The 24,094-nt window shown below is 61.0% G+C and carries 27 protein-coding genes; all 27 read left to right on the forward strand.

Going from position 1 to position 24,094, the window contains the following annotated elements; all coding sequences use genetic code 11:
* Positions 1 to 14 precede the first annotated feature (14 nt).
* The 27 genes from ACE04I_RS11285 (at position 15) to flgD (ending at position 24,063) form a co-directional block, all read left to right on the forward strand.
* Positions 15 to 554, forward strand: a complete 540-nt coding sequence (locus ACE04I_RS11285) for a flagellar protein (RefSeq protein WP_487207072.1) — start codon at positions 15 to 17, stop codon at positions 552 to 554.
* Between the two features lie 53 nt (positions 555 to 607).
* The gene (gene flgB, locus ACE04I_RS11290; protein WP_046794241.1) at positions 608 to 994 is read left to right on the forward strand and encodes a flagellar basal body rod protein FlgB; all 387 of its coding nucleotides are present in this window, start codon (positions 608 to 610) and stop codon (positions 992 to 994) included.
* A gap of 4 nt (positions 995 to 998) precedes the next feature.
* A complete protein-coding gene (flgC, locus tag ACE04I_RS11295) occupies positions 999 to 1,418 on the forward strand; it encodes a flagellar basal body rod protein FlgC (protein WP_046794242.1) in 420 nt (139 codons plus the stop codon).
* A complete protein-coding gene (gene fliE, locus ACE04I_RS11300) occupies positions 1,415 to 1,750 on the forward strand; it encodes a flagellar hook-basal body complex protein FliE (protein ID WP_487207044.1) in 336 nt (111 codons plus the stop codon). Before flgC ends, fliE begins: the two co-directional genes overlap by 4 nt.
* A gap of 18 nt (positions 1,751 to 1,768) precedes the next feature.
* Positions 1,769 to 2,557 carry a flagellar basal-body rod protein FlgG gene (gene flgG / locus ACE04I_RS11305; protein WP_137326650.1) on the forward strand — a complete coding sequence of 263 codons (789 nt, stop codon included), beginning with the start codon at positions 1,769 to 1,771 and terminating at the stop codon, positions 2,555 to 2,557.
* Between the two features lie 17 nt (positions 2,558 to 2,574).
* Entirely contained in the window at positions 2,575 to 3,057 is a 483-nt protein-coding gene (flgA, locus tag ACE04I_RS11310) for a flagellar basal body P-ring formation chaperone FlgA (protein ID WP_046797755.1), read from the forward strand.
* On the forward strand, positions 3,054 to 4,175 hold the full coding sequence (locus ACE04I_RS11315) for a flagellar basal body P-ring protein FlgI (protein ID WP_046797756.1): 1,122 nt from the start codon (positions 3,054 to 3,056) through the stop codon (positions 4,173 to 4,175). Before flgA ends, ACE04I_RS11315 begins: the two co-directional genes overlap by 4 nt.
* A 68-nt stretch (positions 4,176 to 4,243) precedes the next feature.
* On the forward strand, positions 4,244 to 4,711 hold the full coding sequence (locus ACE04I_RS11320) for a MotE family protein (RefSeq protein ID WP_245282250.1): 468 nt from the start codon (positions 4,244 to 4,246) through the stop codon (positions 4,709 to 4,711).
* Positions 4,708 to 5,427 carry a flagellar basal body L-ring protein FlgH gene (gene flgH / locus ACE04I_RS11325; RefSeq protein ID WP_046797757.1) on the forward strand — a complete coding sequence of 240 codons (720 nt, stop codon included), beginning with the start codon at positions 4,708 to 4,710 and terminating at the stop codon, positions 5,425 to 5,427. Before ACE04I_RS11320 ends, flgH begins: the two co-directional genes overlap by 4 nt.
* A 38-nt stretch (positions 5,428 to 5,465) precedes the next feature.
* Positions 5,466 to 5,978 carry a flagellar basal body-associated FliL family protein gene (locus tag ACE04I_RS11330; protein ID WP_046797758.1) on the forward strand — a complete coding sequence of 171 codons (513 nt, stop codon included), beginning with the start codon at positions 5,466 to 5,468 and terminating at the stop codon, positions 5,976 to 5,978.
* Between the two features lie 133 nt (positions 5,979 to 6,111).
* On the forward strand, positions 6,112 to 6,849 hold the full coding sequence (gene fliP / locus ACE04I_RS11335) for a flagellar type III secretion system pore protein FliP (protein ID WP_046797759.1): 738 nt from the start codon (positions 6,112 to 6,114) through the stop codon (positions 6,847 to 6,849).
* Positions 6,850 to 7,081: 232 nt separating this feature from the next.
* A complete protein-coding gene (locus tag ACE04I_RS11340; RefSeq protein ID WP_046797760.1) occupies positions 7,082 to 8,101 on the forward strand; it encodes a flagellin N-terminal helical domain-containing protein in 1,020 nt (339 codons plus the stop codon).
* A 323-nt stretch (positions 8,102 to 8,424) separates the two neighbouring features.
* Positions 8,425 to 9,609, forward strand: coding sequence for a flagellin N-terminal helical domain-containing protein (locus tag ACE04I_RS11345; RefSeq protein WP_487207045.1), 1,185 nt, complete (start codon positions 8,425 to 8,427; stop codon positions 9,607 to 9,609).
* Between the two features lie 275 nt (positions 9,610 to 9,884).
* Positions 9,885 to 11,204, forward strand: a complete 1,320-nt coding sequence (locus ACE04I_RS11350) for a flagellin N-terminal helical domain-containing protein (RefSeq protein WP_046797762.1) — start codon at positions 9,885 to 9,887, stop codon at positions 11,202 to 11,204.
* Between the two features lie 327 nt (positions 11,205 to 11,531).
* Positions 11,532 to 12,539 carry a flagellin N-terminal helical domain-containing protein gene (locus tag ACE04I_RS11355; RefSeq protein ID WP_046797763.1) on the forward strand — a complete coding sequence of 336 codons (1,008 nt, stop codon included), beginning with the start codon at positions 11,532 to 11,534 and terminating at the stop codon, positions 12,537 to 12,539.
* Positions 12,540 to 12,748: 209 nt separating this feature from the next.
* Positions 12,749 to 13,393 (forward strand): OmpH family outer membrane protein, encoded by a 645-nt coding sequence (locus ACE04I_RS11360; protein ID WP_046797764.1) that lies wholly within the window; start codon positions 12,749 to 12,751, stop codon positions 13,391 to 13,393.
* Positions 13,390 to 14,646, forward strand: a complete 1,257-nt coding sequence (locus tag ACE04I_RS11365; protein WP_046797765.1) for a MotB family protein — start codon at positions 13,390 to 13,392, stop codon at positions 14,644 to 14,646. The genes ACE04I_RS11360 and ACE04I_RS11365 overlap by 4 nt, the downstream gene beginning before the upstream one ends.
* Complete coding sequence (gene motC, locus ACE04I_RS11370; protein ID WP_245282249.1) at positions 14,646 to 15,923, forward strand: chemotaxis protein MotC; 1,278 nt, start codon at positions 14,646 to 14,648, stop codon at positions 15,921 to 15,923. The genes ACE04I_RS11365 and motC overlap by 1 nt, the downstream gene beginning before the upstream one ends.
* Positions 15,920 to 17,356, forward strand: coding sequence for a flagellar hook-length control protein FliK (gene fliK / locus ACE04I_RS11375; RefSeq protein WP_487207046.1), 1,437 nt, complete (start codon positions 15,920 to 15,922; stop codon positions 17,354 to 17,356). The genes motC and fliK overlap by 4 nt, the downstream gene beginning before the upstream one ends.
* Positions 17,304 to 17,861 (forward strand): lytic transglycosylase domain-containing protein, encoded by a 558-nt coding sequence (locus ACE04I_RS11380; protein ID WP_046797766.1) that lies wholly within the window; start codon positions 17,304 to 17,306, stop codon positions 17,859 to 17,861. The genes fliK and ACE04I_RS11380 overlap by 53 nt, the downstream gene beginning before the upstream one ends.
* Positions 17,862 to 18,142: 281 nt before the next feature.
* Positions 18,143 to 18,814: a response regulator transcription factor gene (locus ACE04I_RS11385; protein ID WP_046797767.1), complete on the forward strand. Its 672-nt coding sequence runs from the start codon at positions 18,143 to 18,145 to the stop codon at positions 18,812 to 18,814.
* A 112-nt stretch (positions 18,815 to 18,926) separates the two neighbouring features.
* Positions 18,927 to 20,138 carry a flagellar hook protein FlgE gene (locus ACE04I_RS11390; protein WP_137326649.1) on the forward strand — a complete coding sequence of 404 codons (1,212 nt, stop codon included), beginning with the start codon at positions 18,927 to 18,929 and terminating at the stop codon, positions 20,136 to 20,138.
* Positions 20,139 to 20,169: 31 nt separating this feature from the next.
* The gene (gene flgK, locus ACE04I_RS11395) at positions 20,170 to 21,663 is read left to right on the forward strand and encodes a flagellar hook-associated protein FlgK (protein WP_046794245.1); all 1,494 of its coding nucleotides are present in this window, start codon (positions 20,170 to 20,172) and stop codon (positions 21,661 to 21,663) included.
* Between the two features lie 3 nt (positions 21,664 to 21,666).
* Positions 21,667 to 22,752, forward strand: coding sequence for a flagellar hook-associated family protein (locus tag ACE04I_RS11400; RefSeq protein WP_046794246.1), 1,086 nt, complete (start codon positions 21,667 to 21,669; stop codon positions 22,750 to 22,752).
* Positions 22,753 to 22,790: 38 nt separating this feature from the next.
* Complete coding sequence (gene flaF, locus ACE04I_RS11405; protein ID WP_046794247.1) at positions 22,791 to 23,138, forward strand: flagellar biosynthesis regulator FlaF; 348 nt, start codon at positions 22,791 to 22,793, stop codon at positions 23,136 to 23,138.
* Positions 23,135 to 23,584, forward strand: coding sequence for a flagellar biosynthesis repressor FlbT (gene flbT / locus ACE04I_RS11410; protein WP_046794248.1), 450 nt, complete (start codon positions 23,135 to 23,137; stop codon positions 23,582 to 23,584). The genes flaF and flbT overlap by 4 nt, the downstream gene beginning before the upstream one ends.
* Positions 23,575 to 24,063 (forward strand): flagellar hook assembly protein FlgD, encoded by a 489-nt coding sequence (gene flgD / locus ACE04I_RS11415; protein WP_046794249.1) that lies wholly within the window; start codon positions 23,575 to 23,577, stop codon positions 24,061 to 24,063. Before flbT ends, flgD begins: the two co-directional genes overlap by 10 nt.
* Positions 24,064 to 24,094 lie beyond the last annotated feature (31 nt).

Below are 24,094 nucleotides of genomic sequence, written 5' to 3' on the forward strand. Positions count from 1 at the left end.
AGAAAGAAGAGCCCATGGCTTCGGCCCAGTTTCCCAGGAAGGCATCGCGTCTGAGCGACCGCGTGCTGGTCGCCACTGGCCTGGCGCTCGCCACTGCATCGGCGCTGTTCCCATGGTATGTCTTCTTCAACCAGGACAAGTTCGGCATCAACGCGAGCGATCTGGACCGAACCCGCGATCTGCCGCCGATGGCTCCGCGCGACGTCTTCAGCGTTTCGCCCCTCGCCATGGTGGACAACACGCCGGACGAGGCGTTGCCGGCTCCGCTCCAGCCCCTGGATAGATTGACCACGGCCACCGTCTCCTCGATCGGCGAGGAACGGCAGACCGGTCCGTTGATCGAGGAGCAGCCATTTCCCGGCAAGGGCAGTTTCCGTCTTCTCCATGTCGCCAACGGCCGCGCCCTCATAGAGGACGGATCGGGCATGTACATGGTCCGCGTCGGTTCGACCCTGCCGGACGAAAGCAAGCTTGCGAAGCTGGAGCAGCGCGAAGGCCGCTGGGCCATCATCACCTCTGCCGGCGAAATGGTTCAGGAGCCGGAAAGCCCGTAAGTCTGACGCAAGTTTACCGGCCTAGGCTTCGACGCAAAGATGGAGAGAAGCCTATGCAACCGATTCAACTGTTTGCCCTCGCATCGCGCCAGGCCGAGTGGCTTTCCGTGCGGCAGGAAGTTGTTGCCGGCAACATCGCCAACGCCAACACCCCCAAATACACGGCCAAGGACGTGACCCCCTTCGAGGCGGTTTTGAACCGGACCTATGTGCCCATGGCCCGCACGCACGCAGCGCATCTCGCCGAAAGCGCACTGAGCGACGACATCCGGATAGAGGACAGCGAACTCAACAACGAGATCGGCATGCAGGAATCCGGCAACACCGTCTCGCTGTCGCAGGAAATGACGAAGACGGGCGAGATCAAGCGGCAGTACGAGCTCGGCACCAATCTCGTGAAGTCGTTCCACAACATGATGTTGATGACTGTAAGAAGGTAAGATCATGGATCCTCTTTCAGCCGCGTCCAAGATTGCCGGCTCGGGACTTGAGGCGCAATCCACGCGCCTGCGCATCGTCTCGGAAAATATCGCCAACGCCCGCACGACCGGGGATACGCCCGGCGCCGATCCCTATCGGCGCAAGACGATCACCTTCGGTGAGGTGATGGATGCCAGCCGGCAGGTGGACCTCGTGGGCGTCAAGAAGCTCGGCGTGGACAATTCGGAATTCCACGAGGAGTTCGATCCCAATCATCCGGCAGCCGACGAGCGCGGCATGGTCAAGACGCCCAACGTCAACCTCCTGATCGAGATGGCGGACATGCGGGAAGCCAACCGCTCCTATGACGCCAATCTCCAGGTGATCAAGCAGACGCGGGAACTCGTCGCCTCCACCATCGACCTTCTGAAGAGCGGACAATGATCGACAATATTCAAAAAGTCAGTTCCCTTTCGCTGACCCGCGGCCTCGACGAAGCCACAAGCGAAACCACCTCCAGCCTTCGCGGCGCCGGGCAGGTCTCCGGCGAAAACACGAGCCTCAACTTCGCAAGCGTCCTCGGCAACGTGGCGACGGACGCCATGAACAGCCTGAAGGGCGCGGAGGCCATGTCGTTCAAGGCGATCGAGGGCAAGGCGAACACCCGCGAGGTGGTCGATGCGGTTCTTGAAGCACAGCAGTCCCTTCAGACGGCGATCGCGCTGCGCGACAAGATCGTCTCCGCCTATCTCGAAATCACGAAGATGCCGATCTAACGCATTGAGGACGAAGACATGAGAGCGCTTTCAGTCGCGGCGACGGGCATGGATGCCCAGCAGACCAATCTCGAGGTCATCGCCAACAACATCGCCAATATCAACACGACCGGCTACAAGCGGGCCCGCGCGGAATTCGCCGACCTGCTCTACCAGACCGAGCGCGCCCAGGGCGTGCCCAACCGTGCCAACCAGGCGATCGTTCCGGAGGGCGCCAATATCGGCCTCGGCGTGCAGACGGCGGCCGTGCGCAACATCCATACGCAAGGCGAGCTGACCCACACGGAAAACAGCCTCGATCTCGCACTCGTCGGCCGCGGCTGGTTCCAGATCCAGACGCCTGACGGCAACACCGTCTATACCCGCGCCGGCGCGTTCAACCAGAATGCCGACGGCCAGCTCGTGACGATCGACGGCTATACCGTCGTCCCCAACATCGTCTTCCCGGCGGATGTCAGCGAGACCGTCATCAGCCGCACCGGCCAGGTGAGCGTGCGTGTCGGCAACGAGACCGAGTTCCAGGAGATCGGCCAGCTCACGGTCGCCAACTTCGTCAACGAAGCCGGCCTGCAGCCGCTCGGCGACAACCTCTTCGCACAGACGGCCGCATCCGGCGACCCGATCGTGGCCGTACCGGAAGACCCCGGCTTCGGTTACATCAAGCAGGGCTATCTCGAAGCTTCGAACGTCGATGCGGTCAAGGAGATCACAGATCTGATCTCGGCCCAGCGCGCCTATGAGATGAACTCCAAGGTCATCACCACCGCCGATGAGATGGCGCAGATCGTCAGCAAGAACCTGAAGTAAGCAGGAGACGGGCAGACATGATGTTTCGCCGGATGAACAGGATTGGAGGCAGGCTCGCCCTGCCGCTCTTGGCCGCCTTGCTCGCTCTTGCCGGCCGGCCGGCTTTTGCAGACATGGGCTTTGCGGTGGTGCCGACCCAGACCATCTATCCCGGCGAGGTGATCTCCGCCGCGCGGGTCGAGGAGGTCGAGGTCACCAATCCCAATCTTACCGGCGATTATGCCCGTTCCACCGGCGAAGTTGTCGGAATGGTGAGCAAACGCACGCTGCTGCCCGGCCGCATCGTCCTCGTTTCGGCGCTGCGCGCGCCCTATGCGGTAACCCGCGGTTCCGCCGTGCGGCTGACCTTCGCGATCGGCCAGCTTGCGATTTCCGCCGGCGGTTCGCCGCTGGAGGATGGCGCGGTCGGGGATGTGATCCGGGTGCGCAACACCGATTCCGGCATCACGGTAAGCGGCACGGTAATGGCCGACGGCACGATACAGGTGATGGCGAAATGAGATCTTCCCGCTTCCTTGCTGCACTCGCCGTTCTTGGAGCGCTTCTCGGCGTCCAGGCGGAGCCCGTGCAGGCACAATCGGCACGCATCAAGGATATCGCTTCGCTGCAATCGGGCCGGGACAATCAGTTGATCGGCTACGGCCTGGTCGTCGGCCTGCAGGGGTCCGGCGACAGCCTGCGCTCCTCGCCCTTCACCGAACAATCCATGCGGGCGATGCTTCAGAACCTCGGCATCTCCACGCAGGGCGGGCAATCGAACGCCAAGAACACGGCGGCTGTCATGGTGACGGCGAACCTTCCGCCCTTCGCCAGTCCCGGCAGCCGTATCGATGTGACGGTGAGCTCGCTCGGCGATGCCACGTCGCTGCGCGGCGGCACGCTCATCATGACCTCGCTTTCCGGCGCGGACGGGTTGATCTACGCGGTGGCTCAAGGGGCCGTCATCGTCTCTGGCTTTACCGCCCAAGGGGACGCCGCGACGCTGACGGAAGGTATCACTACCGCGGGCCGCGTTCCCAATGGCGCCATCATCGAGCGCGAGCTGCCGTCGAGCTTCAAGGACTCGGTCAATCTGGTCCTGCAGCTCCGCAATCCGGATTTCTCGACCGCCGTCCGGGTGGCCGATACCGTCAATGCCTTTGCCAGCCGCCGCTATGGCGGGCCGATCGCCGAGCCGCGCGACAATCAGGAAGTGATCGTGCAGAAGCCGAAGATCGCCGACCTGACGCGGCTGATGGCGGAGATCGAGAACCTCGTGGTCGAGACCGACAGCCCGGCCAGGGTGGTCATCAACGAGCGCACCGGCACCATCGTCATCGGGGCGGACGTCCGCGTTGCCCGCGTCGCCGTCAGCTACGGCACGCTGACGGTTCAGGTGACCGAGACGCCGCAGGTGATCCAGCCCGAGCCCTTCTCGCGCGGACAGACGGCAATGCAGCCGCAGACGGATATCATGGCGATGAAGGACGGCGGCCAGGTTGCGATCCTGGAAGGGCCCGATCTTCGAACGCTGGTCTCCGGCCTCAACAATATCGGCGTCAAGCCCGACGGCATCATCGCCATCCTGCAGGGCATCAAGTCCGCCGGCGCCCTTCACGCGGAGCTCGTGCTGCAATGACCGACACGCCTCTTCTGACCGTTTCCGTCTCCAGGAGGGCCGCGCAGCGGCTCCTTCTTCTCGGCGCGATGCTGATGCTGGTGCCGCAGGTCAACGCGCAGCAGCCGGCGGTCGTCTCGGAACTCTCGACTGCCGACGAGATCCAGAAATTCTGCACCAACATCGCGGATGCGGCGCGCGATCAGCGCTACCTGATGCAGAAGCAGGAGCTTGAAAAGCTGCAGGCGGATGTGGATGCGCGCATAGCCACGCTCGAGAACCGGCGTACCGAATACGAGGATTGGCTGAAACGGCGCAACGACTTCCTGAGGCAAGCGGAGTCCGGTCTCGTCGATATCTTCAAGACGATGAAGGCCGATGCCGCCGCACCGCAGCTCGAGCAGATGAATGTCGAGGTCGCCGCGGCGATCATAATGAAGCTTCCCGCGCGCCAGTCCGGGCTCGTCCTTAGCGAAATGGACCCGCACAAGGCTGGCATGATCGCGACGATCATCTCCAGCGCTTCAGACCCCAATACTTCGAAAGAACCCTCATGACGAAGCGCGTTCCCGCCCTTATGGCTGTACTCCTGCTTGCCGGCTGCCAGAGCCAGACCATGCGGGAGATCGGCAATGCCCCCGCGATGAGCCCGATCGGCAGCGGCCTGCAATACGCCCAGACGCCGCAGATGGCTTCCTACCCGAAGCAGCCGCGCCAGCTCGCGAGCGGCTATTCGCTCTGGAGCGACAGCCAGGCGGCGCTCTTCAAGGATGCCCGCGCGCTGAATGTCGGCGATATCCTGACGGTGGATATCCAGATCAACGACCGCGCGTCCTTCGACAACGAGACGGAGCGCAAGCGGACCAACGCCACCAGCCTCGGCTGGGGAGCGAATGTCAGCAACCTGTTCGGCTGGACGCCGGAAGCGGGCACGACGGGTGATCTCGGCACGGATTCCAGCTCGGATTCCCACGGCAAGGGTTCAACCGAGCGCGCCGAGCGGCTGAAGCTCCTGGTCGCGGCGGTGGTCACCGGCATCCTGGAAAACGGCAACCTGCTCATCAGCGGTTCGCAGGAAGTGCGCGTGAACCATGAAATCCGTATTCTCAACGTCGCCGGCATCGTGCGGCCGCAGGATGTCAATGCGGACAACATGATCTCCTACGACAAGATCGCCGAGGCCCGCATCTCCTATGGCGGCCGCGGACGCCTGACGGAGATTCAGCAGCCGCCGGTCGGCCAGCAGGTCGTGGACCTGTTCTCGCCGTTCTGAACGGAAGGCGCATTGCAGCGGTTTGAAGGTTGAAGACCATGGCGGAAGAAGCGATATCCGGCGGTTCGAACGAGACGGGCAGGAGCCCGCTCGTCATGATGATCGCCGGCCTGGCGGTCCTGACCCTTGTAGGCGCTGGCGGGGGCTGGCTGGTCGGGGGCCTGATCGCGCCGGCGCTGCCAGAAGCTGCAGCACCTTCTCCCCAGACCGCTGCGGGGGGGCAGGCTGCCGAGGGCAATGCCGGCATCCCGCACCTCTCGGCCGAGGCGAACGGCATTGTCGCGCTCGATCCGATCACCACCAACCTGGCCTATCCTGCCGAAAACTGGATCAGGCTTGAAGTGGCGTTGGCCTTCAAGGGACCGCCGGAGGCCGCGCTCGCGGAAGTCATTCACCAGGATATTCTGGCTTATCTGCGCACCGTTTCCCTGCAGCAGATAGAGGGTCCGCGGGGCTTCCAATACCTCAAGGACGACATCCAGGAGCGAGTCGATCTGCGCTCGCAGGGCAAGATCACGAAGGTTCTTTTCCGGACCTTCGTAATAGAGTGACCGGTCCGTCCTCAACCGCAGGCAGAAGGCCGGCATCTTCCTGTTCAAGACCTCCGCGCAGAGGCCTTATTCGGTTGACCACGCTTCCCGGCGGTGTCTATCGAGGAAGGGTGTCCAGGACCTTCGTGACCGCATGATTCGGCTGATTTCTCTGATTGCCGCCTTTTTGGCGGTCCCCGGGTTCGCGTTTGCGCAGCAATCGCCGGCCGACCTCCTCAATTTGCCGATCGACGGGTCCGCCGCGGCCTGGATCATCCGCACCTTCGGGCTCCTGACGGTGCTTTCCGTCGCTCCCGGCATTCTGGTGATGGTGACGAGCTTTCCGCGCTTCGTGATCGCCTTTTCGATCCTGCGCACGGGAATGGGGCTCGCGAGCGCTCCTTCCAACATGATCCTGATCTCGATGGCGCTGTTCATGACCTTTTACGTCATGGCGCCGACCTTCGACCGGGCCTGGGACGAGGGCGTGCAGCCGCTGCTGCAGAACCAGATCCAGGAGGCGGAGGCCGTGCAGCGGATCGCCGAACCCTTCCGAACCTTCATGAGCGCCAACACGCGGGACAAGGATCTTGCGCTTTTCGTGGAACTTGCTCGCGAGCGCGGCCAGAGCGTCGGAACGCCGGAAGCCGTCGATTACCGCGTGCTGGTTCCGGCCTTCATGCTCTCGGAAATCCGGCGCGGCTTCGAGATAGGTTTCCTGATCATCCTGCCCTTCCTCGTCATCGATCTGATCGTCGCCGCCATCACCATGGCCATGGGCATGATGATGCTGCCGCCGACCTCGATCTCGTTGCCTTTCAAGATACTTTTCTTCGTGCTGATCGACGGCTGGAACCTGCTCGTCGGCAGCCTGGTGCGGTCGTTCAGCTAACCGTTAACCATGCCTGCTTACCGGGCGTTCACCATAGCTTTAGTCATCACCTGAGCCCTGCTCGGATTTAAAGAAGTTGGCAAGAATTGGCTGCCAGTTTCTCCCTCACACGACGGGGTTGGTAGCCAAGATGCGGCACCGAATGGCATGAAGCCGGGCTGTCGTGACCGGTAATTTTCATTCAGTCCGGTATGTCCCCATCCAGTATCTCGTTCAAAGGGACAACAAAATCATGGCTAGCATTCTCACCAATGCCGCTTCTATGGCAGCTCTCCAGACGCTGCGCACCATTTCCAACGACATGGCGACCACCCAGGACCGTATCTCCACCGGCCTCAAGGTCGGCGCGGCATCGGATAACGCCGCCTACTGGTCGATCGCGACCACGATGCGTTCCGACAACGCTGCTCTTTCTTCCGTTCAGGACGCTCTCGGCCTCGGCGCCGCGAAGGTCGATACGGCTTATGCCGGTATGGAATCGGCAATTGATGTCGTAAAAGAAATCAAGAACAAGCTGATCACCGCAATGGAGCCGACGGCTGACAAGGCCAAAATCCAGGAGGAAGTTACGCAGCTGCAGGAGCAGCTTAAATCGATTGCCGATTCTGCCAGCTTTAGTGGCGAAAATTGGCTGCAGGGTAAGGTCACACTTAACGGTGCGGCGCTGACTGATGCTGCGGAAATTGCCGCAACTAATAAGCAGGTGGTTGGCTCCTTCACGCGCACTTCCAGCGGTGTTTCCGTTTCCACGATCGACTACAAGTTAAGCACATCCAACGTTCTCTTTGACTCGGGTCTAACTGCTGATGGCACTGCCGGTGCCGGCGGTCTTCTCGACAAGGCTGCAAAGGCTACCGTTCTTAAGTCGTCGGTATCGAATCTCGATATCACGGACTTGTCCATTTACAAGGGCGGTACGACCGCTGCTGTAGATGCTGACGCGCTTGTTGCAGCGGATGCAACGGATAAGGACGCTCTTGAAGCACTCCTCAAGCACGTCGATACGCAGCTGGAAGCAATGGGAAGCGCAGCTTCCGAGCTTGGTTCCATCTCGAAGCGCATCTCGATGCAGGAAGACTTCGCTAGCAAGCTCTCCGATACGATGGAACGTGGCATTGGTCGTCTCGTCGACGCCGACATGAACGAAGAGTCGACCAAGCTGAAGGCTCTGCAGACTCAGCAGCAGCTCGCCATCCAGGCTCTGTCGATCGCAAACAGCGACTCGCAGAACATCCTGTCGCTCTTCCGTTAATAGGAAGTCCGGTTCGCGGCCTTGGCTGCGAACCGTTTCCAAGCTTATCGAGCCGCATCCGGAAACGGGTGCGGCTTTTGTCATTTCTTAAGCTTTTTCGGTTACGCGCGCGTGCACGCGATGGCTGCAAAATAAAATTCAAGGCTGTGCCGATTTTCGTTTCCGTTTAGCTCTTCATTAACCAAGGCAAGGTTACGTAAAGCCCATCGAAACGGCGAGTTAACCTTGTTTATTAATAGGTTGGCAAGCATGACGCTGACCGCCGTTCGCCGGTGAATACCGGAATGTCCCTTCTTAATCAGCCACTAAGGGGCAAATCTACCATGACGAGCATTCTCACCAATATCGCAGCGCAGTCCGCACTCCAGACGCTCCGCACCATCGGCCAGAGCATGGAGCAGACCCAGGGCCGCGTCTCCTCCGGCCTGCGTGTCGGCTCAGCGTCGGACAACGCCGCCTACTGGTCGATCGCGACCACCATGCGTTCGGATAATGGCGCTCTCTCCGCTGTTCAGGATGCACTTGGCCTCGGTTCCGCCAAGGTCGATACCGCCTATGCCGGTATGGAAAGCGCGATCGACGTCGTAAAGGAAATCAAGAATAAGCTGGTTGCTTCCCGTGAAGCTGGCGTCGACCGGGCGAAGATTCAGGAAGAAATCGATCAGCTGCAGGATCAGTTGAAGTCGATCACCGACTCGGCTTCCTTCTCGGGCGAGAACTGGCTGAAAGGCGCCATCGGCCAGGCCTCTGCAACTGCAGGCAACCTCGCCACCGATGTAACCGTTAATAAGCAGATTGTCGGGTCGTTCACGCGCGACAGCGCCGGAAATGTCAAGGTTCAGACGATCAATATCGCCCTGAACAGCTCGAACGTTCTGATCGACTCGAGTGGCAATGGCAAAGGCATCCTTGATTCCGCAGCCTTGAAAGCTAACGTTGCCCAGTGGACCGACGGCGCCTTCTACACCGCCACAACGAGCTTGGGCGCAACTTTTTCCGAAGGCGCCAACGGCGTTTGGAGCGATGGTGTCGATTATTACAAGCAGGTTGACGAGGGTAAGTGGCTTCAGGTCACTACCGCAGCGGGAACAGCCCTTGCGGGCGCTCCTACTCCATTGGTCACGACTGCTGGTGTCTATGCCGGCGGCACCTCGATCCTCGATCTCGACATTACAAAGCTTGATGCTGCAAGAACCGCGTTCAGCATGGCCGGCGCTTCCGATGAAGCTGTTCTCGACAAGCTCATCTCTCATGTCGATGCTCAGCTTGAGGCGGCCATCAGCGCGGCAGCAGACCTTGGCTCCGTTGCCATGCGTCTTGACCTGCAGGAAGATTTCGTCGCCAAGTTGACGGATTCCCTTGATAGCGGCATCGGCCGCCTCGTCGACGCCGACATGAACGAAGAGTCCACCCGCCTGAAGGCCCTGCAGACGCAGCAGCAGCTCGGCATCCAGGCTCTCTCGATCGCCAACACCTCTTCGGAAAACATTCTCACGCTCTTCCGTTAATCGGAACGGATCTTTCCGCAGAAAATCGAACCGCGCCTTCGGGCGCGGTTTTTGCGTTTTCCGATGCGGCTCCGCGAGGCGAGAGAAATGTTCACTCACTGTTAATTTCGGTAAACCGCCGTTTAACCTTTGTTAACCATCCTTACCCTAGAAGGGGTCATCGAAAGGATGGGTTAACCAAGACGAAGCAAAGGTTAACAGGCATCAGGCCGCGCCATCCTCTCCGGCGAATTCCGGAATGTCCCTCTTCAGTTCAGCCAAGCTAGGGGCACGTGATGACCAGCATTCTGACGAATACCGCAGCCATGGCTGCCCTCCAGACCCTCCGCGCGATCGATTCCAAGATGGAAGAGACCCAAGCCAGGGTTTCCTCCGGCCTGCGGGTCGGCACCGCCGCTGACAACGCCGCCTATTGGTCGATCGCAACTACCATGCGTTCTGATAACGGCGCGCTCTCTTCTGTTCAGGATGCCCTCGGTCTCGGCGCTGCCAAGGTGGATACGGCCTACGCCGCGATGGAAAGCGCGGTCGATGTGGTAACCGAGATCAAGAACAAGCTCGTCGCATCCCGTGAAGCCGGCGTAGACAAGGCAAAAATTCAGGAAGAGATTGTCCAGCTTCAGGATCAGTTGAGGAGCATCGCGGAATCCGCTTCTTTCTCCGGTGAGAACTGGCTGCAAGCGGCGATCAGCGATGGCGCAGGCAACCTGACCGATGTCATCAAGCAAGTGGTCGGCTCTTTCACACGTGACGCGAGTGGGAGCGTTGCGGTCAAGACGATAGACATTCCCCTGAACCGCAGCACGGTACTTTTCGATACTGCCGGTAATGCGGGCATTCTCGATCAAGTGGCATACTATTCCGACACCGGCGTGACCAAGGCGTTCGAGATTACCACAGGCGCTCCTCCGGTGACGAAGGTGCAGGTGGCCAAGGTGTTCACGGAGGCGCAGCTTCGAGCATTGCCCGAGCAAACTGCGGGCACCCCTGTCACTTTTAATGCGGACGCTACGACTGGTTTGGTGACCGTTGCCAACTCCACTACGGCTGCGAATACAAATGGCGTGTACTTTAAGATAGGGGATGATCAATACGTCAAAGTTACAGCAGCGACGGCTGACAACGGCGGTGCAACAGCTGCGCAAACCGCTGCACAAGCGACGGGTACTTCCGCGATCGGCAGGACGGCCGATGGCGTGAATGTTTATTTGGAAACCGGAGCCAGCGGTCAGCTCGCCACGCCTCTGACTTACTCGGTTTCTGACCTCGACATAACCAAACACCTGACGCTGAACGGTCTCACCGAGAGCGAAGGTCTCGACGCGATGATCCAGTTTGTGGAAACGCAGCTGCAGGCAATCACGAGTGCAACCGCTGGCCTTGGTTCGGTTTCCATGCGTATCGGTCTGCAGGAAGACTTCGTCTCCAAGCTGACCGACTCGATCGACAGCGGTATCGGCCGCCTGGTCGATGCCGACATGAACGAGGAATCGACCCGTCTCAAGGCGCTGCAAACCCAGCAGCAGCTCGCGATCCAGTCGCTCTCCATCGCCAACACCAATTCGGAGAACATTCTGTCGCTCTTCCGCCAGTAAGCGGCGCCCGGGTCAGGGCTGGCTTGGCCTAGGGCGGTTTCGTCCCGCTTCGGCACGACATGAATTTCCCGAAAGAAGACCGCGTCTCCAAGGAGGCGCGGTTTTTCCGTTTCGGCGAGGCTTGCGCGAAACCTGCGGGGGCGTCGCGGCCCTTCGTTTGGTGTCTTGCAATTGGCGGTTACCCTTTGTTAACTGCGCTCTTAACGATTTGTTAAGAACGACAGGCCGCCCGACCGTTTGAGTGAAGGGCAGGTAAGCATGATGCCCCTCGTCGTTGCCGGTAACCGACTCCGGATTTTCTCGAGTTTCCGACCAGGGGCGACTGCCATGACGAGTATCCTTACCAATGCCGCGGCCATGGCCGCGTTGCAGACGCTGCGCGCCATCGACCGCAATATGGAGACCACCCAGGCTCGAGTTTCCTCCGGCCTTCGGGTGGAAACGGCGGCCGATAACGCGGCCTATTGGTCGATTGCGACCACCATGCGGTCCGACAACTCGGCGCTTTCGACGGTGCAGGATGCGCTCGGCCTCGGCGCCGCCAAGGTCGATACCGCCTATGCCGCAATGGAAAGCGCGATCGAGACGGTCACCGAGATCAAGACCAAGCTCGTTGCCGCCTACGGTGTCGGCGCCAACCGCGGAAAGATTCAGGAAGAGATCGCCCAGCTCCAGGAGCAATTGAAGAGCATTGCGGAATCCGCGACCTTTTCGGGCGAGAACTGGCTGCAGGACAAGATCAGCATCCCTGCAACGCCGCCCGCCACGGGAGTAATCGAAGCGCCGGTTATCAAGCAGGTCGTTGCCTCCTTCACGCGAACGGCGACGGGCGAAGTGACCGTCCAGACGGTCGATTATTCCCTGGATAGCAAAACCGTTCTTTTTGATCTGAGCGGCGGAAAGCTCGGTATTCTTGACAAAGAAGCAAAGCTCACGCCAACCTCGACCGCGACTTTGGGCTTCTCCGTTTTCACGCTCGACATTACCAAACTTTCGAATGTCGCGACGACCATGAATGGAGAGCAGGCGGGCTCCGCGCCCACAGACGAAGCCGTGCTCGATATGATGGCGCGCTTCGTCGACGGGCAGCTTCTGGCAATGACGAGCGCGGCCTCCAGTCTCGGCTCCATCCAGAGCCGCATCGATCTGCAGGAAGATTTCATCGCCTCGCTGATCGATGTCATCGACAAGGGCGTGGGCCGCCTGGTGGATGCCGATATGAACGAGGAATCGACCAGGCTCAAGGCGCTGCAGACGCAGCAGCAGCTCGGCATCCAGTCGCTCTCGATCGCCAACACCAATGCGGAGAACATTCTCCAGCTCTTCCGCCAGTAGCAGTAGCCGGTTCCGATCGGGCTGAACGGAGAATGAGGATGGCGGACCGTCCTCCTCCGCTTGAGCGCGGAAACAGCGGCTGGCGGGTTGCGGTGCGGCATCGTCATCATCCTCGCACAAGTTTGACTGCCTACCGTCTGCCACTGTCCGCCAGCTGTTTCGGCGGCCCGTGATGAATTCTGCAGGATGAAGCAGGCAGGGAATTTGCGATGACCGCTTCGATAGCGCGCTACTTGAAGGATTTCGGCGAGCCGCAGCCGGCTGTCCCGCCGGTCCTCGGCGACGATTTCGGCGCCGGCTTTCAGGGCGGGATCGAAGACTTTCCGGCGATGGTCGACGAGCCGATGGATATCGAGGCCGAGCGAGCGGAAGCCTATGCTAAGGGGCATGCGGCGGCATCGGAGGAATTGCAGCGGCAATGGGCGGAGGAGCGCGGAGAGCTTCTCGCCGCTCATGCCGCGGAACTGGATGCGCTCCGGGAGCGGTACGAGGTTCAAGCCGTTGCGATGATCGAGGCCAGGTTCCAGGAGGTCGCAACCGCCACCGCCGAGGCGGTGAGCGACCAGACCGCGAAGATTTTGGCGCCGCTTCTGGAGGAAGTGCTGGCTGCCAAGGCGGTCGCTGATATGGCGGGCCTCATTCGTGCGGCTGTTCTGGAAGGCGATGTCGGCACCCTGACTGTCAGGGGACCGGCGCACATGTACGAAAAACTGCAATCGGCGCTCGGCGGCGAAACGCCGCTCCTGCGCCACGTCGAAGCTCCCGATCTCGATATCGCGGTCGATATCGGCGAAACGGTTCTCGTGACCCGGATGTCGGCCTGGGCGGCGAGCTTGAGGAAAGTGCTGGGATGAGCGAAGGCGAAAATCACCACCACGGCAAGAACGCGGTCATCATCGTCAAACGCCAGAAAAGCAGCGATGAGGGGCATCATGGCGGTGCCTGGAAGATCGCTTATGCTGATTTCATGACCGCCATGATGGCCTTCTTTCTCGTCATGTGGCTGGTCAACGCCGCTAACGAGGAGACTAAGGCCTCGATGGCGAGCTACTTCAATCCGATCAAGCTTTCGGATGAAACGCCCGCCGAAAAGGGGCTGGAAAAGCCGGTGGACCGGGCGGAAGGCCGCGAAACCGACGAGCGTTCGCGGATCAAGGACGACGGAGATGTCATCGGCTCGGCGGCGGCGACCGGTGAGGACATGACATCCACCTCGGGTGACGAGCCCAATTATTCGGAGGCGGATTTCTTCGAGAATCCTTATTCGGTTCTTGCCGAAATAGCCCAGGAAGTCGGCCAGCAGGCGAATGTCAGCGCCAAGGGCGAAGGCGGTGCCGCCGATTCCGGCCCGGCAACGGGTGCGGAAGGCGGCGAAGCCTATCGCGATCCGTTCGATCCGGACTTCTGGACGAGACAGGTGCAGGTAACGCGCGCCACCGGACCGGAGCGATCGGAGACCTTCCCGCAGACCGAGCGCCCGACGCCCACCGAAATGCAGACGGCCTTTGCGGCTCCACAGTCTCAGCCGGACGGCGCCCGCATCGATGCCTCGGCGCCGGCGCAACAGCCAGGCGCGGACGTGAAGGAGAATGCCGGGGACAAAAAGTCGGACAAGCCGGTCGAAACGCAAGGCGGTGCGGCGCAGAAGCAGGCCGAAGAGCTGCGCGAGGAAATCGAGCGGCAGATTTCCGGTGTCGCGGGCAAGCTCGCTGAAAGCCTGATCGTGACGCCGACCGAGGGGGGTCTTCTCGTCTCCATTTCGGAGCAGACGGACGCCCCCATGTTCAACATCGGCTCGGCGGTGCCTCGCAGGGAAATGGTGCTGGCGATGGAGAGGATCGGGCAGATTCTTAAAGATCGCGGGGGCGATATCGTCGTGCGTGGACACACCGACGGGCGGCAGTTCAAGGGCACGGAAAACGACAACTGGCGCCTTTCCATGGCGCGCGCCCACAGTGCCTATTACATGCTCGTGAATGGCGGGCTCGCGGAAGATCGCGTCAAGCAGGTCTCCGGCTTTGCCGACAGGCGGCTGCAGGTTACGGATGATCCTCTTGCCGCCGCCAACCGGCGCATCGAGATACTCATACAGGCGGGCGAGGGGTGATGATGGCATCAGCGCCGCTTCGCATCCTGGCCATCGCGACCCTGCTTCTGGGCACGGCCCTGACACGTCCGGTGTTCGCCCAGGATCATGGCGACCTCGCGCCGCATTCGATATTGCGTTCGCTGCAGTTCGTGCAGGATTCCGTGGTGCTCGGCGATCATTCCGCGGGCGAGATGCAGCGGTTCCTCCTCGCCAAGATGGACGAGCGGTTGAGGACGGCCGATCCTTCCGTCTTCGATGACCCGCGCAATGTCGATGCCGCGCTGATCTATGCCATGAGCGGCGGAAACCCCGCCACGCTGGAATATCTCGCCTCGCGCGACGTCGCCGGAAATTTCGACAGCCGCGTGGCGGATGCGCTGCGGAAATATCTGAGCGGCAAGGGAACCCTCGTCGCCAAGAGCATGGGCGCCATGGCCACGGAATACCGGGATCAGAAGATCGGCCCGTATCTGGCGCTTGTCAGCGGCAATGTCTCGGTCGCGAATGACCCCAAGGAAGCCCTGGCGTTCTATGACTGGGCGCGGTTGACGGCGCCCGGAACCATTGTCGAGGAAGCCGCGCTCAGGCGCTCGGTGGCGATCTCCCTGGATGCCGGCCTGGTCGACCAGGGCGTGGCCTATTCCAGGAAATACGCCAGGCGCTTCGTGCATTCGCCCTATGCGAGCCAGTTCGTCGATCTGTTCGTCGACCTCGTCGTCAAGCATTACGGGCAGATCCATGAAGAGGACTTGGACGCGACGGTTGCCTTCATGGATGCCGACCGCCGGCGCGAAGTCTTCCTGCGGATCGCACGTGCAGCCGCGATCGCGGCAAGGAGCGATCTTGCGCGTCTAGCTTCGGAGAGGGCGGAGGCTCTCGCCGGTGCCCCCACCGGGGGATCGGAGGCCTTGGCGCGCCTCTATGGCGGATTGGCGAATATCCCGACGGGCGATGTCGCGGAAGCCATGCGGTCCATTGCCGACATTCCGCAGGAGGATTTGTCGCCGCGCGACAGGGCGCTGCGCGAGGCGGCACGGACGATTGCCGAGCAGATGCTGAACCCGCCCACGCAGGCAAGCCTCGGGCAAGCCATCCCGGTCAACATGAACGGCACAGATGACGCGGGAATATCAGCCGCGCTGCCCGGAGATGAAGTGGCCGGGCCCGCCGCCTCCGGCGAGGTTTCTCCGGATGGCCGCGCTGTAGAAATCGATCCGGAATTTCAGACGTTCGTCGACAGCGGCCGCTCGAAATTGAGCGCTATCGATGATTTGCTGAAGGAGGAGGACCCATGATTACGGACAATGCGGGCCGGACGAGCCCCCTCGATGGCACTTCGGCTGCGAAACCCGAAAAGGGTGGCCGCAACACGGAGGGCGGTTCCGATTTCTCGCTCACCCTTTCCAATCTCGAGCGCAAGGACCCGCAGCAGCGGAATGATGCCGGAACGGGCGAGGGCAGGCCGGCTTCCGTCGAGGAGCGGTTGGGCGCAGCCGGCCAAGGGGAGGATGGCAGAATGAGGCCACTGATCGACCTGAGACCGGATACGCTGCGACGGCAATCGGCAGCCGGCGAGAATGCGTTGCGCGGAACCCCCGTTGGAAACGCCGAAGAAGGCGAGGCGGCCAGAAAATCCGTGGGCAACGGGTTCTCCCTGCCTTCGGTGGCACAAGGGCCGCAGAGCGCGAAGTCGTCGCGGCAGAAGGCTGAGGCGGATGAGGACGCGACTTCCGAAGCGGCGGCGCCGGAAAAACCAGAGACCGATATTCCGCCCACAGCGGTTCTCGCTGACATGCTTTCGCTGCTTGCAGGCGGGGAACATCTGATGGCGGCCGAGGCGGCGGGCCTTGGCATGTCCAGGCCGGGTGGAACGGCGAATGCGACCACGACGCGGCGCGGCTCGATTGCCATGGAGGATGGAGCTGCCGGTGTTGTAGGCCCGCGGCGGGAGAAAGCCCAGGCCGAGACTTCCGAGCTGCTTTCCATGCCCTCTTCCGATCAGGCCGGCGTCGATCGAGACCGGCTGTTCCGCTTCTCGAACGCGCGAGGCGGACAGACCGTCGACATGTCGGTAGCGGGCGGGCGAGGCGAAAAGGCCGCGATAGAATTCAAGAACTCGACCGGAGCTTCGGCCGAAAACATCACCGTTCTGGATTCCCGCCGGTTCCTCGGGCTTGCGCCGAATTCCAACAGCGCGCTGCTGACCTCGGCCCTTTCCGGTGATCCGGAATGGGTAAGCGCCATGCAGCCGAGTTCGGGTCTCTCCGATGTGGCGGGCCACGGCAGCACCGGCGGCGTGGTGAACACGCTGAAGCTTCAGATGAACCCGCATGAGCTGGGTGCGGTTACGGCCACCCTGCGACTGGCGGGAGATGAGCTGAGCGTGCATCTGACGGTGGAGACGCGCGCCGCATATCGCCAGCTCAGCGAGGACAGCGGCGGCATCCTGGATGCCCTGCGCGCCCAGGGCTTTGCCGTCGATCAGGTGACGGTCAGCGTTGTTTCCACCGCCGATACGGATGCGAACAAGGGCCAGCAGAGCGGCGGACAGGCGGGCCAGTCGATGACGGCAAACGGCGAGCGCCAGCAGGATGCGCAGGGCAGGGGACAGGGTCCGGCAAACGAGCGCGGCGCACGCGAAACGACGGGGAATGGGAATGAAGTGGTCTCGGAGAATGCGGCGGCTGGTATCCCTGGCAGCGCTCGCCCTGGCCAGCTTTACCTCTGAGGCCATGGCGTCACCGGGGGCCTGCGAGCGCGAGATCCAGGCCGCTGCGGCAAAATACGGAGTGCCGGAAGGCATCCTCTATTCCGTCGGCCTCACCGAAACGGGACGGAAGGGGAATCTTTCGCCCTTCGCGATGAATGTCGAAGGCAAGGCCTATTTCCCGCCCTCGCGGCAGGAGGCCATGGTGACTTTCGAGACGGCGCGGCGCGATGGCAGGAAGCTCATCGACATCGGCTGCATGCAGATCAACCATCATTTCCACGGCGAAAATTTCTCGTCCGCCGCGGAGATGTTCGACCCGAGACGCAATGTGGAATATGCGGCGAAGTTCCTCCGTAACCTCCATGACAGGCATGAAACCTGGACGATGGCAGTGGCACGTTACCACGCCGGACCGAACAATGACCCCGCGCAGAAGAAATATGTGTGCCGCGTGATCAGCAATCTGGTCGCGACGGGCTACGGAAAGTGGACGCCGAACGCGTCGCATTTTTGTAACAGTTGAGCAACTTTAAATTGAAGTCGCAATATGCGAGACTCGCGATGCGGCATTGCGGCAAGTTTGGGGCAAGATTCAGATGCGCAAGCCCTTTCGCGCGGATTCTTAATTTTTCCACGAAATAATTGTGCCCATTTTGGGAGGGCATACTACATCTAGTGCAAATCGCTCCCAAATGGTTAATCAACTATTAATTTGTTTAGTTAACTTCCCACAGCTTGTCTGGGATTCCTCCGATTCGTACCCATAGACCACCAAGGCACCACAAGTGATTCGGAGGCGGGCGAATGATCGTAGTGGTTGATGAGCGCGAGCTTGTTAAGGACGGATATACTTCTCTTTTCGGACGCGAGGGCATTCCCTCGACGGGGTTCGATCCAAAGGATTTCGGCGAATGGGTGAACACGGCGGCCGATACTGATATCGCCGCCGTCGAGGCGTTCCTGATCGGCCAGGGCGATCGGTCGCTTGACCTGCCGAGGGCCATCCGCGACCGTTCTACGGCGCCGGTGATCGCCGTCAGCGATCAGCCTTCGCTGGAAGCCACGCTCGCCTTCTTTGATAGCGGCGTGGACGACGTGGTCCGCAAACCGGTCCATCCGCGCGAGATTTTGGCCCGCGCCGCGGCGATCCGCCGGCGCATCAAGGCGATCACCAACTACACCGATGTCGGTCCCGTCCGGGTCTTCTCCGACGGCCGCGATCCGGAAATCAATGGCGATGTCTTCCCGCTGCCGCGCCGGGAGCGCCGCATCCTGGAATATCTGGTCGCCAACCGCGGCCGCCGCGTTTCCAAGACCCAGATTTTCAATGCGATCTACGGCATCTTCGACGAGGAAGTCGAAGAGAACGTCGTCGAAAGCCACATCAGCAAGCTGCGCAAGAAGCTGCGCAAGAAGCTCGGTTTCGACCCGGTCGATTCCAAGCGCTTCCTTGGCTACTGCATCGACTGGAGCTGATTTTCAGCAGGGTATTTTTCTTCGGTTTCCGCCGAAGGAAGCGGAAATCAGACAGCCTCACGCAAGGCCCGCCGCATAGCCTCCCGAACATGGGCATAACGAGGATTTGGACATGAGCCTTTACGGAACGATGAGAACCGGTGTCTCCGGCATGAACGCGCAGGCCAACCGCTTGAGCACGGTCGGCGACAATATCGCAAACGCCAGCACGGCGGGCTACAAGCGCGCGTCCACCCAGTTTTCCTCCCTCGTTCTGCCGTCCTCCCAAGGCTCCTACAATTCCGGCGGCGTCAACACGACCGTTCGCTACTCGATCTCCGATCAGGGCACGTTCAGCTACACGACCTCTGCGACCGATCTCGCGATCAACGGTCAGGGCTTCTTCATCGTGCAGGGGTCGGATGGCGTCGAATACCTCACCCGCGCCGGCTCCTTCGTCAAGATGGACGATGGTTCGCTGCTCAATTCCGCCGGCTTCAAGCTGATGGGCTACGAGTATTCCTCCACGGAAGATCCGACGATCGTCATCAACGGTTTCGAGGGATTGACCGAGATCAACCTTTCTGCCGGCGGGCTTGCCGCCACGCCGTCCACCTCAGGAACTCTGAAAGTCAATCTGCCGTCGAACGAAGCGACGGGCTGGTCGAAGTCCACGTCGCTCGTGGCTTACGATAGCCAGGGCAATAGCCGCAAGCTGGACTACACATACAGCAAAACGGGTGACAATGCCTGGAGCGTAAGGGTCGATTACACGGCTCCGGACGGCACGGTGCACAATCTGATGCCGGCGACTGCGCTCACCTTCAACGCGAGCGGCCAGCTTGTGACCCCCGATCCGGCCACGCTGACGACGACCGGCCTGACGATCGGTGGGGCCACTCTCGGCTCGCTTGCGATCGACATTTCCGGCACGACCCAGCTCAACGGGGATTTCAGCGCCGAAGGTAACGTCAATGGCAAAGCTGCAAGCGGCGTGGTCGATTACCAGATCAGCGAGGACGGCGTCGTCTTCCTCAAATATGCGAATGGCGATCTCGTGCCCAAGTACCGCATCGCCATGGCGAATGTTCAGAGCCCGGACATGCTGAAGCCGCTGGCCGGCAACGTCTACAGCCAGAGCAACGATTCCGGCGTCATCGTCATGGGTTATCCCGGCAATGGCAGCTACGGCAAAGTCCTCTCCGGTGCGCTGGAAGATTCCAACGTCGATATCGCCGAGGAGCTCACCAGCATGATCGAGTCTCAGCGTAACTACACGGCGAACTCGAAGGTTTTCCAGACAGGCTCCGAGCTCATGGAAGTCCTGGTCAACCTGAAGAGATAAAGAAGCCTAGAGGTTTGTAGAGGCAGTCGAAATGTCACTCTCGTCCGCAATGTCCACGGCTCAGTCGATCTTCAACAACACCGGCACACAGTCGTCGGTGGTGGCGAAGAATATCCAGAACGCCCAGAACCCGAACTATGTTCGCCGTTCTGCCGTGTACGTCACCGGTGGTGCCGGCGCTCTCGTCGTCGGCATCGAGCGGGCGCAGAACCTTTCCCTGCAGCGCCAGACCATTGAAAGCACCTCGTTTGCGACCGGCCAGCGCACCGTGCTGACCGGCCTCACGGAAATCAAGAGCCTGCTCGGCGGCAACGACTACGAGAACTCGCCGGAGGTGCGGCTGAGGGCGCTCTTCAACAACCTCAACGCCTATGCGGCCACGCCCAATGATGCCACGGTGGGCACCACCGTGGTGTCGAGCGCCCAGGATGTCGTCAACACGCTAAACACCACTTCCAAGGAACTGCAGGCCATCCGCAAGCGCGCGGACGAGCAGATCAAGGAAGACGTCGATACGCTGAACAACCTGCTGAAGCAGTTCGAGGCGGCAAACAACAAGGTCAAGAGCGCGACTGCCGTCGGCGGCGATCCCAATGACGCGCTGGACGAGCGCGACACTGTCCTCAAGCAGATTTCCGAAATCGTCGGTGTCACCAGCTATGTCCGCGAAAACAACGACATGGTGCTCTATACCTCGGAAGGCACCACGCTGTTCGAGACCGTGCCGCGCGCGGTGACCTTTACTCCGACAAATACATATGATGCCGCGACCACCGGCAACGGCATTTATATCGACGGCGCGCCCATGAAGGCGGGCGTCGGTGCGGATACCAGCGCCAAGGGCTCGCTCCAGGGGCTCCTGCAATTGCGCGACGAGATCGCGCCGCAATTCCAGACCCAGCTCGACGAGATTGCGCGCGGCGTGATCGTCGCTTTCGCCGAAACCGGACCGGACGGCACCCTGACGCCGCTCACGGGCCTCTTCACCTACAAGGACAGCTTCGGGGTTCAGCAGACCGCCATTCCCGCCTCCGGCGCGATTGTCCCCGGCCTTGCCTCGCGGATATTCGTCAATCCCGCGGTCGTCCCGCCGGCCGGCAACCCGACGCTGCTGCGCGACGGCGGCATCAACGATATCGACACCGATCCGGCCACGCCAAATCCCTATATCGTCAACAGAGATGGCGCGAGCGGCTTCTCCGATCTGCTCGACAAGTATTACAAGGCAATGGACGGCGCTATCCCCTTCGACCCGGCAACGGGGATCGGCGGCAACAAGGACCTCTTCTCCTTTGCAGCCGATTCCGTCGGCTGGCTCGAGCAGCTTCGCAGCTCCGCGACGGTCGCGGACGAGACGAAGACCGCGATGCTCAGCCGCGCCATGGATGCCTATTCGAGCCAGACCGGCGTGAACCTGGACGAGGAAATGTCCCTGCTGCTCGATATCGAGCAATCCTACAAGGCTGCCGCCAAGCTCATGGCTGCCGTCGACGAAATGTTGCGGGCCCTCATGGAGGCAGCATAAATCATGAAAACCTCTTTCATCTCTTCAATGTCCATGCAGACGACGCTGCGCCACACGATGGCCAAGGCGCAGCAGCAGTTGACCGCCGCCACCAACGAGGCGGCCACCGGCGTCCACAACGATATCGGCGTCGCGCTCGGCTCGGCAACCGCCCGCAGCCTGGATTTGAACCGCGACGTCATTCGCATCCAATCCCTGATCGATACCAACGCCATCGCTACGCAGCGCCTGGAATCCTCCGACGAGGCGCTCGACAAGATGGCGCAGTCCGCCCAGAGCGTGCTGGCTGGGCTTCTGGCGCTGACCGATAGCAGCCAGACGGTGAACGCCGTCAAGCAGACCATCGAGGCCAATCTCACGGCCTTCACGGGCTTTGCGAATTCGGCGGTCAAGGGCGAATATCTATTCTCCGGCGTGAACACCGATGTGAAGCCGCTGGAGGATTACTCCGCCGCGAATTCTCCGATCCAGGCGGCCGTCGATCGCGAACTCCAGGCGTTCAAGGCGGCCAATGGCATTGCGACCGATGCGGGCTTCACGAAGGACCAGATGGAAACCTTCTTGGGCGACCTGGAAAAGAAGTTCATGGGAGAGGAGCCGATCACCAGCCCTCCCCATCCAGCACCGCTGGAAAGCACCGACTTCTGGACGGCCTTCGTGTCGAACGCCAGCGACGTGAACATGAAGAGCCGCATCAGCCAGGGGGAGATCGTGCAGACCTCCACCAATGCGAATACCGATGGCATGCGCAGCTTCGTGTTCGGCTCGATCGTAGCGATCGAGTTCCTCGGCGGGGATTTCGCGAACGTGCAGGAAGCCGTCGTTCAAAAATCCCGAGACGCGATCGGGCGCGGCGAAACCGGCATCACCGCCGAGCGCAGCTCGCTGGGTCTCTCCGCCGAACGGGTCAAGAAGGCCGATGAGTCGCTCAAGGCGCAGCAGACGATCATCAAGAACCATCTGCTCGAACTGGAAGGCATAGACGTGGAGGAGGCTTCGGTCCGCGTCAACGCGCTCAAGCTTCTTCTCGAGACCTCTTACACGCTGACAGGGAGGCTCCAGAGTCTGAGCCTGGTAAACTACCTTTGATGTCAAAAGGTAGCCTCATGAAAATGAAGGATACGTGAATGTACCAGTTTTCATATGCCGAGATCATGGAGGATGGCGTCGCGGACGCCAAGGAGCGTGAGCGGCAGACCCTCGAGCGCTCGATCGAGCTTCTGACGGCGGCGCGCGACGAGGGGAAATATTCGCGGCACACCATCGAGGCGGTCTTCTATACGCGCCGTGTATGGATCAGGTTCATCGAAGACCTGAAGCAGCCGGAAAACGAGCTCGACGTGGAGCTCCGGGCCAATCTGATCTCCATCGCGATCTGGATATTGAAAGAGTGCGAGAAGATCAGGACGCGCCAGTCCGAGAACTATCAAGGCATTATCGACGTGACCACCATCATCAAGGATGGATTGAAATGAAAAGTACGCTGCGCATCTCACTGAAATCCGGCGAAAAGATCTTCATCAACGGCGCCGTACTTCGCGTCGATCGGAAGGTTGCGCTGGAATTCCTGAACGACGTCACGTTCCTGCTCGAAAACCATGTTCTCCAGCCGGAGGATGCGACCACCCCGCTGCGGCAGCTCTATTTCATCGCGCAGATGATCCTGATCAATCCGGAAGGCAAGGAACAGTCCACGACGCTTTTCCGCAAGTCGGTCGCCATGCTGCTGACCTGCTTCCGCGACGAGGAGATCCTGGCGGAATTGAAGCGTGTCGATGGTCTCGTCATGTCCGGCCGGGCTTTCGATGCCCTGAAGGCGATCCGCGGGCTCTATGCGGCGGAGGATCGCATCCTCAACAGCCAGGAGATGGCGCCGGCAACGGTCGAACAGATCCGCAAGGAGATCGCGCCATGGCGGTAGATACGGTCGGCGCGGTAGCCTCGAATCCCTGGGCCAATGCGGGCGCCTCCAATTCGGCGTCCAATGCCGCCAGCCTGAACTATAACAGCTTCCTGCAGCTCCTCATCGCGCAGATGAAGAACCAGGACCCGACCGAGCCGATGGACGCCACGGAGCAGATTTCCCAGCTCGCGACGTTCTCTCAGGTCGAGCAGACGATCCAGACCAACTCGCACCTGAAGAGCATGCTCCAGGCGGAAGCGCTCACGCGCGCGAGCGATCTCGTCGGCAAATACGTCAAGAGCGCCGACGACAAGATCATGGGCGTGGTCAAGGAAGTCGAGGTCTATAGTGATGGCGTCATCGTCATCACCGACAAGAAGGAGAAGGTCCTGCTGCAGGCGGGCGTCGTCTTCTCCAACCAGCCGATCGAGGTCGATCCTCCGAAAGAAGAGGGATCGACCGGCGGTTCGGATAGCGATACAGAGGCCGAAACGTAACGCCCGAATGAGTCGGGCTCGGGAATACGGC

It is taken from the genome of Rhizobium moroccans, from assembly GCF_057559155.1.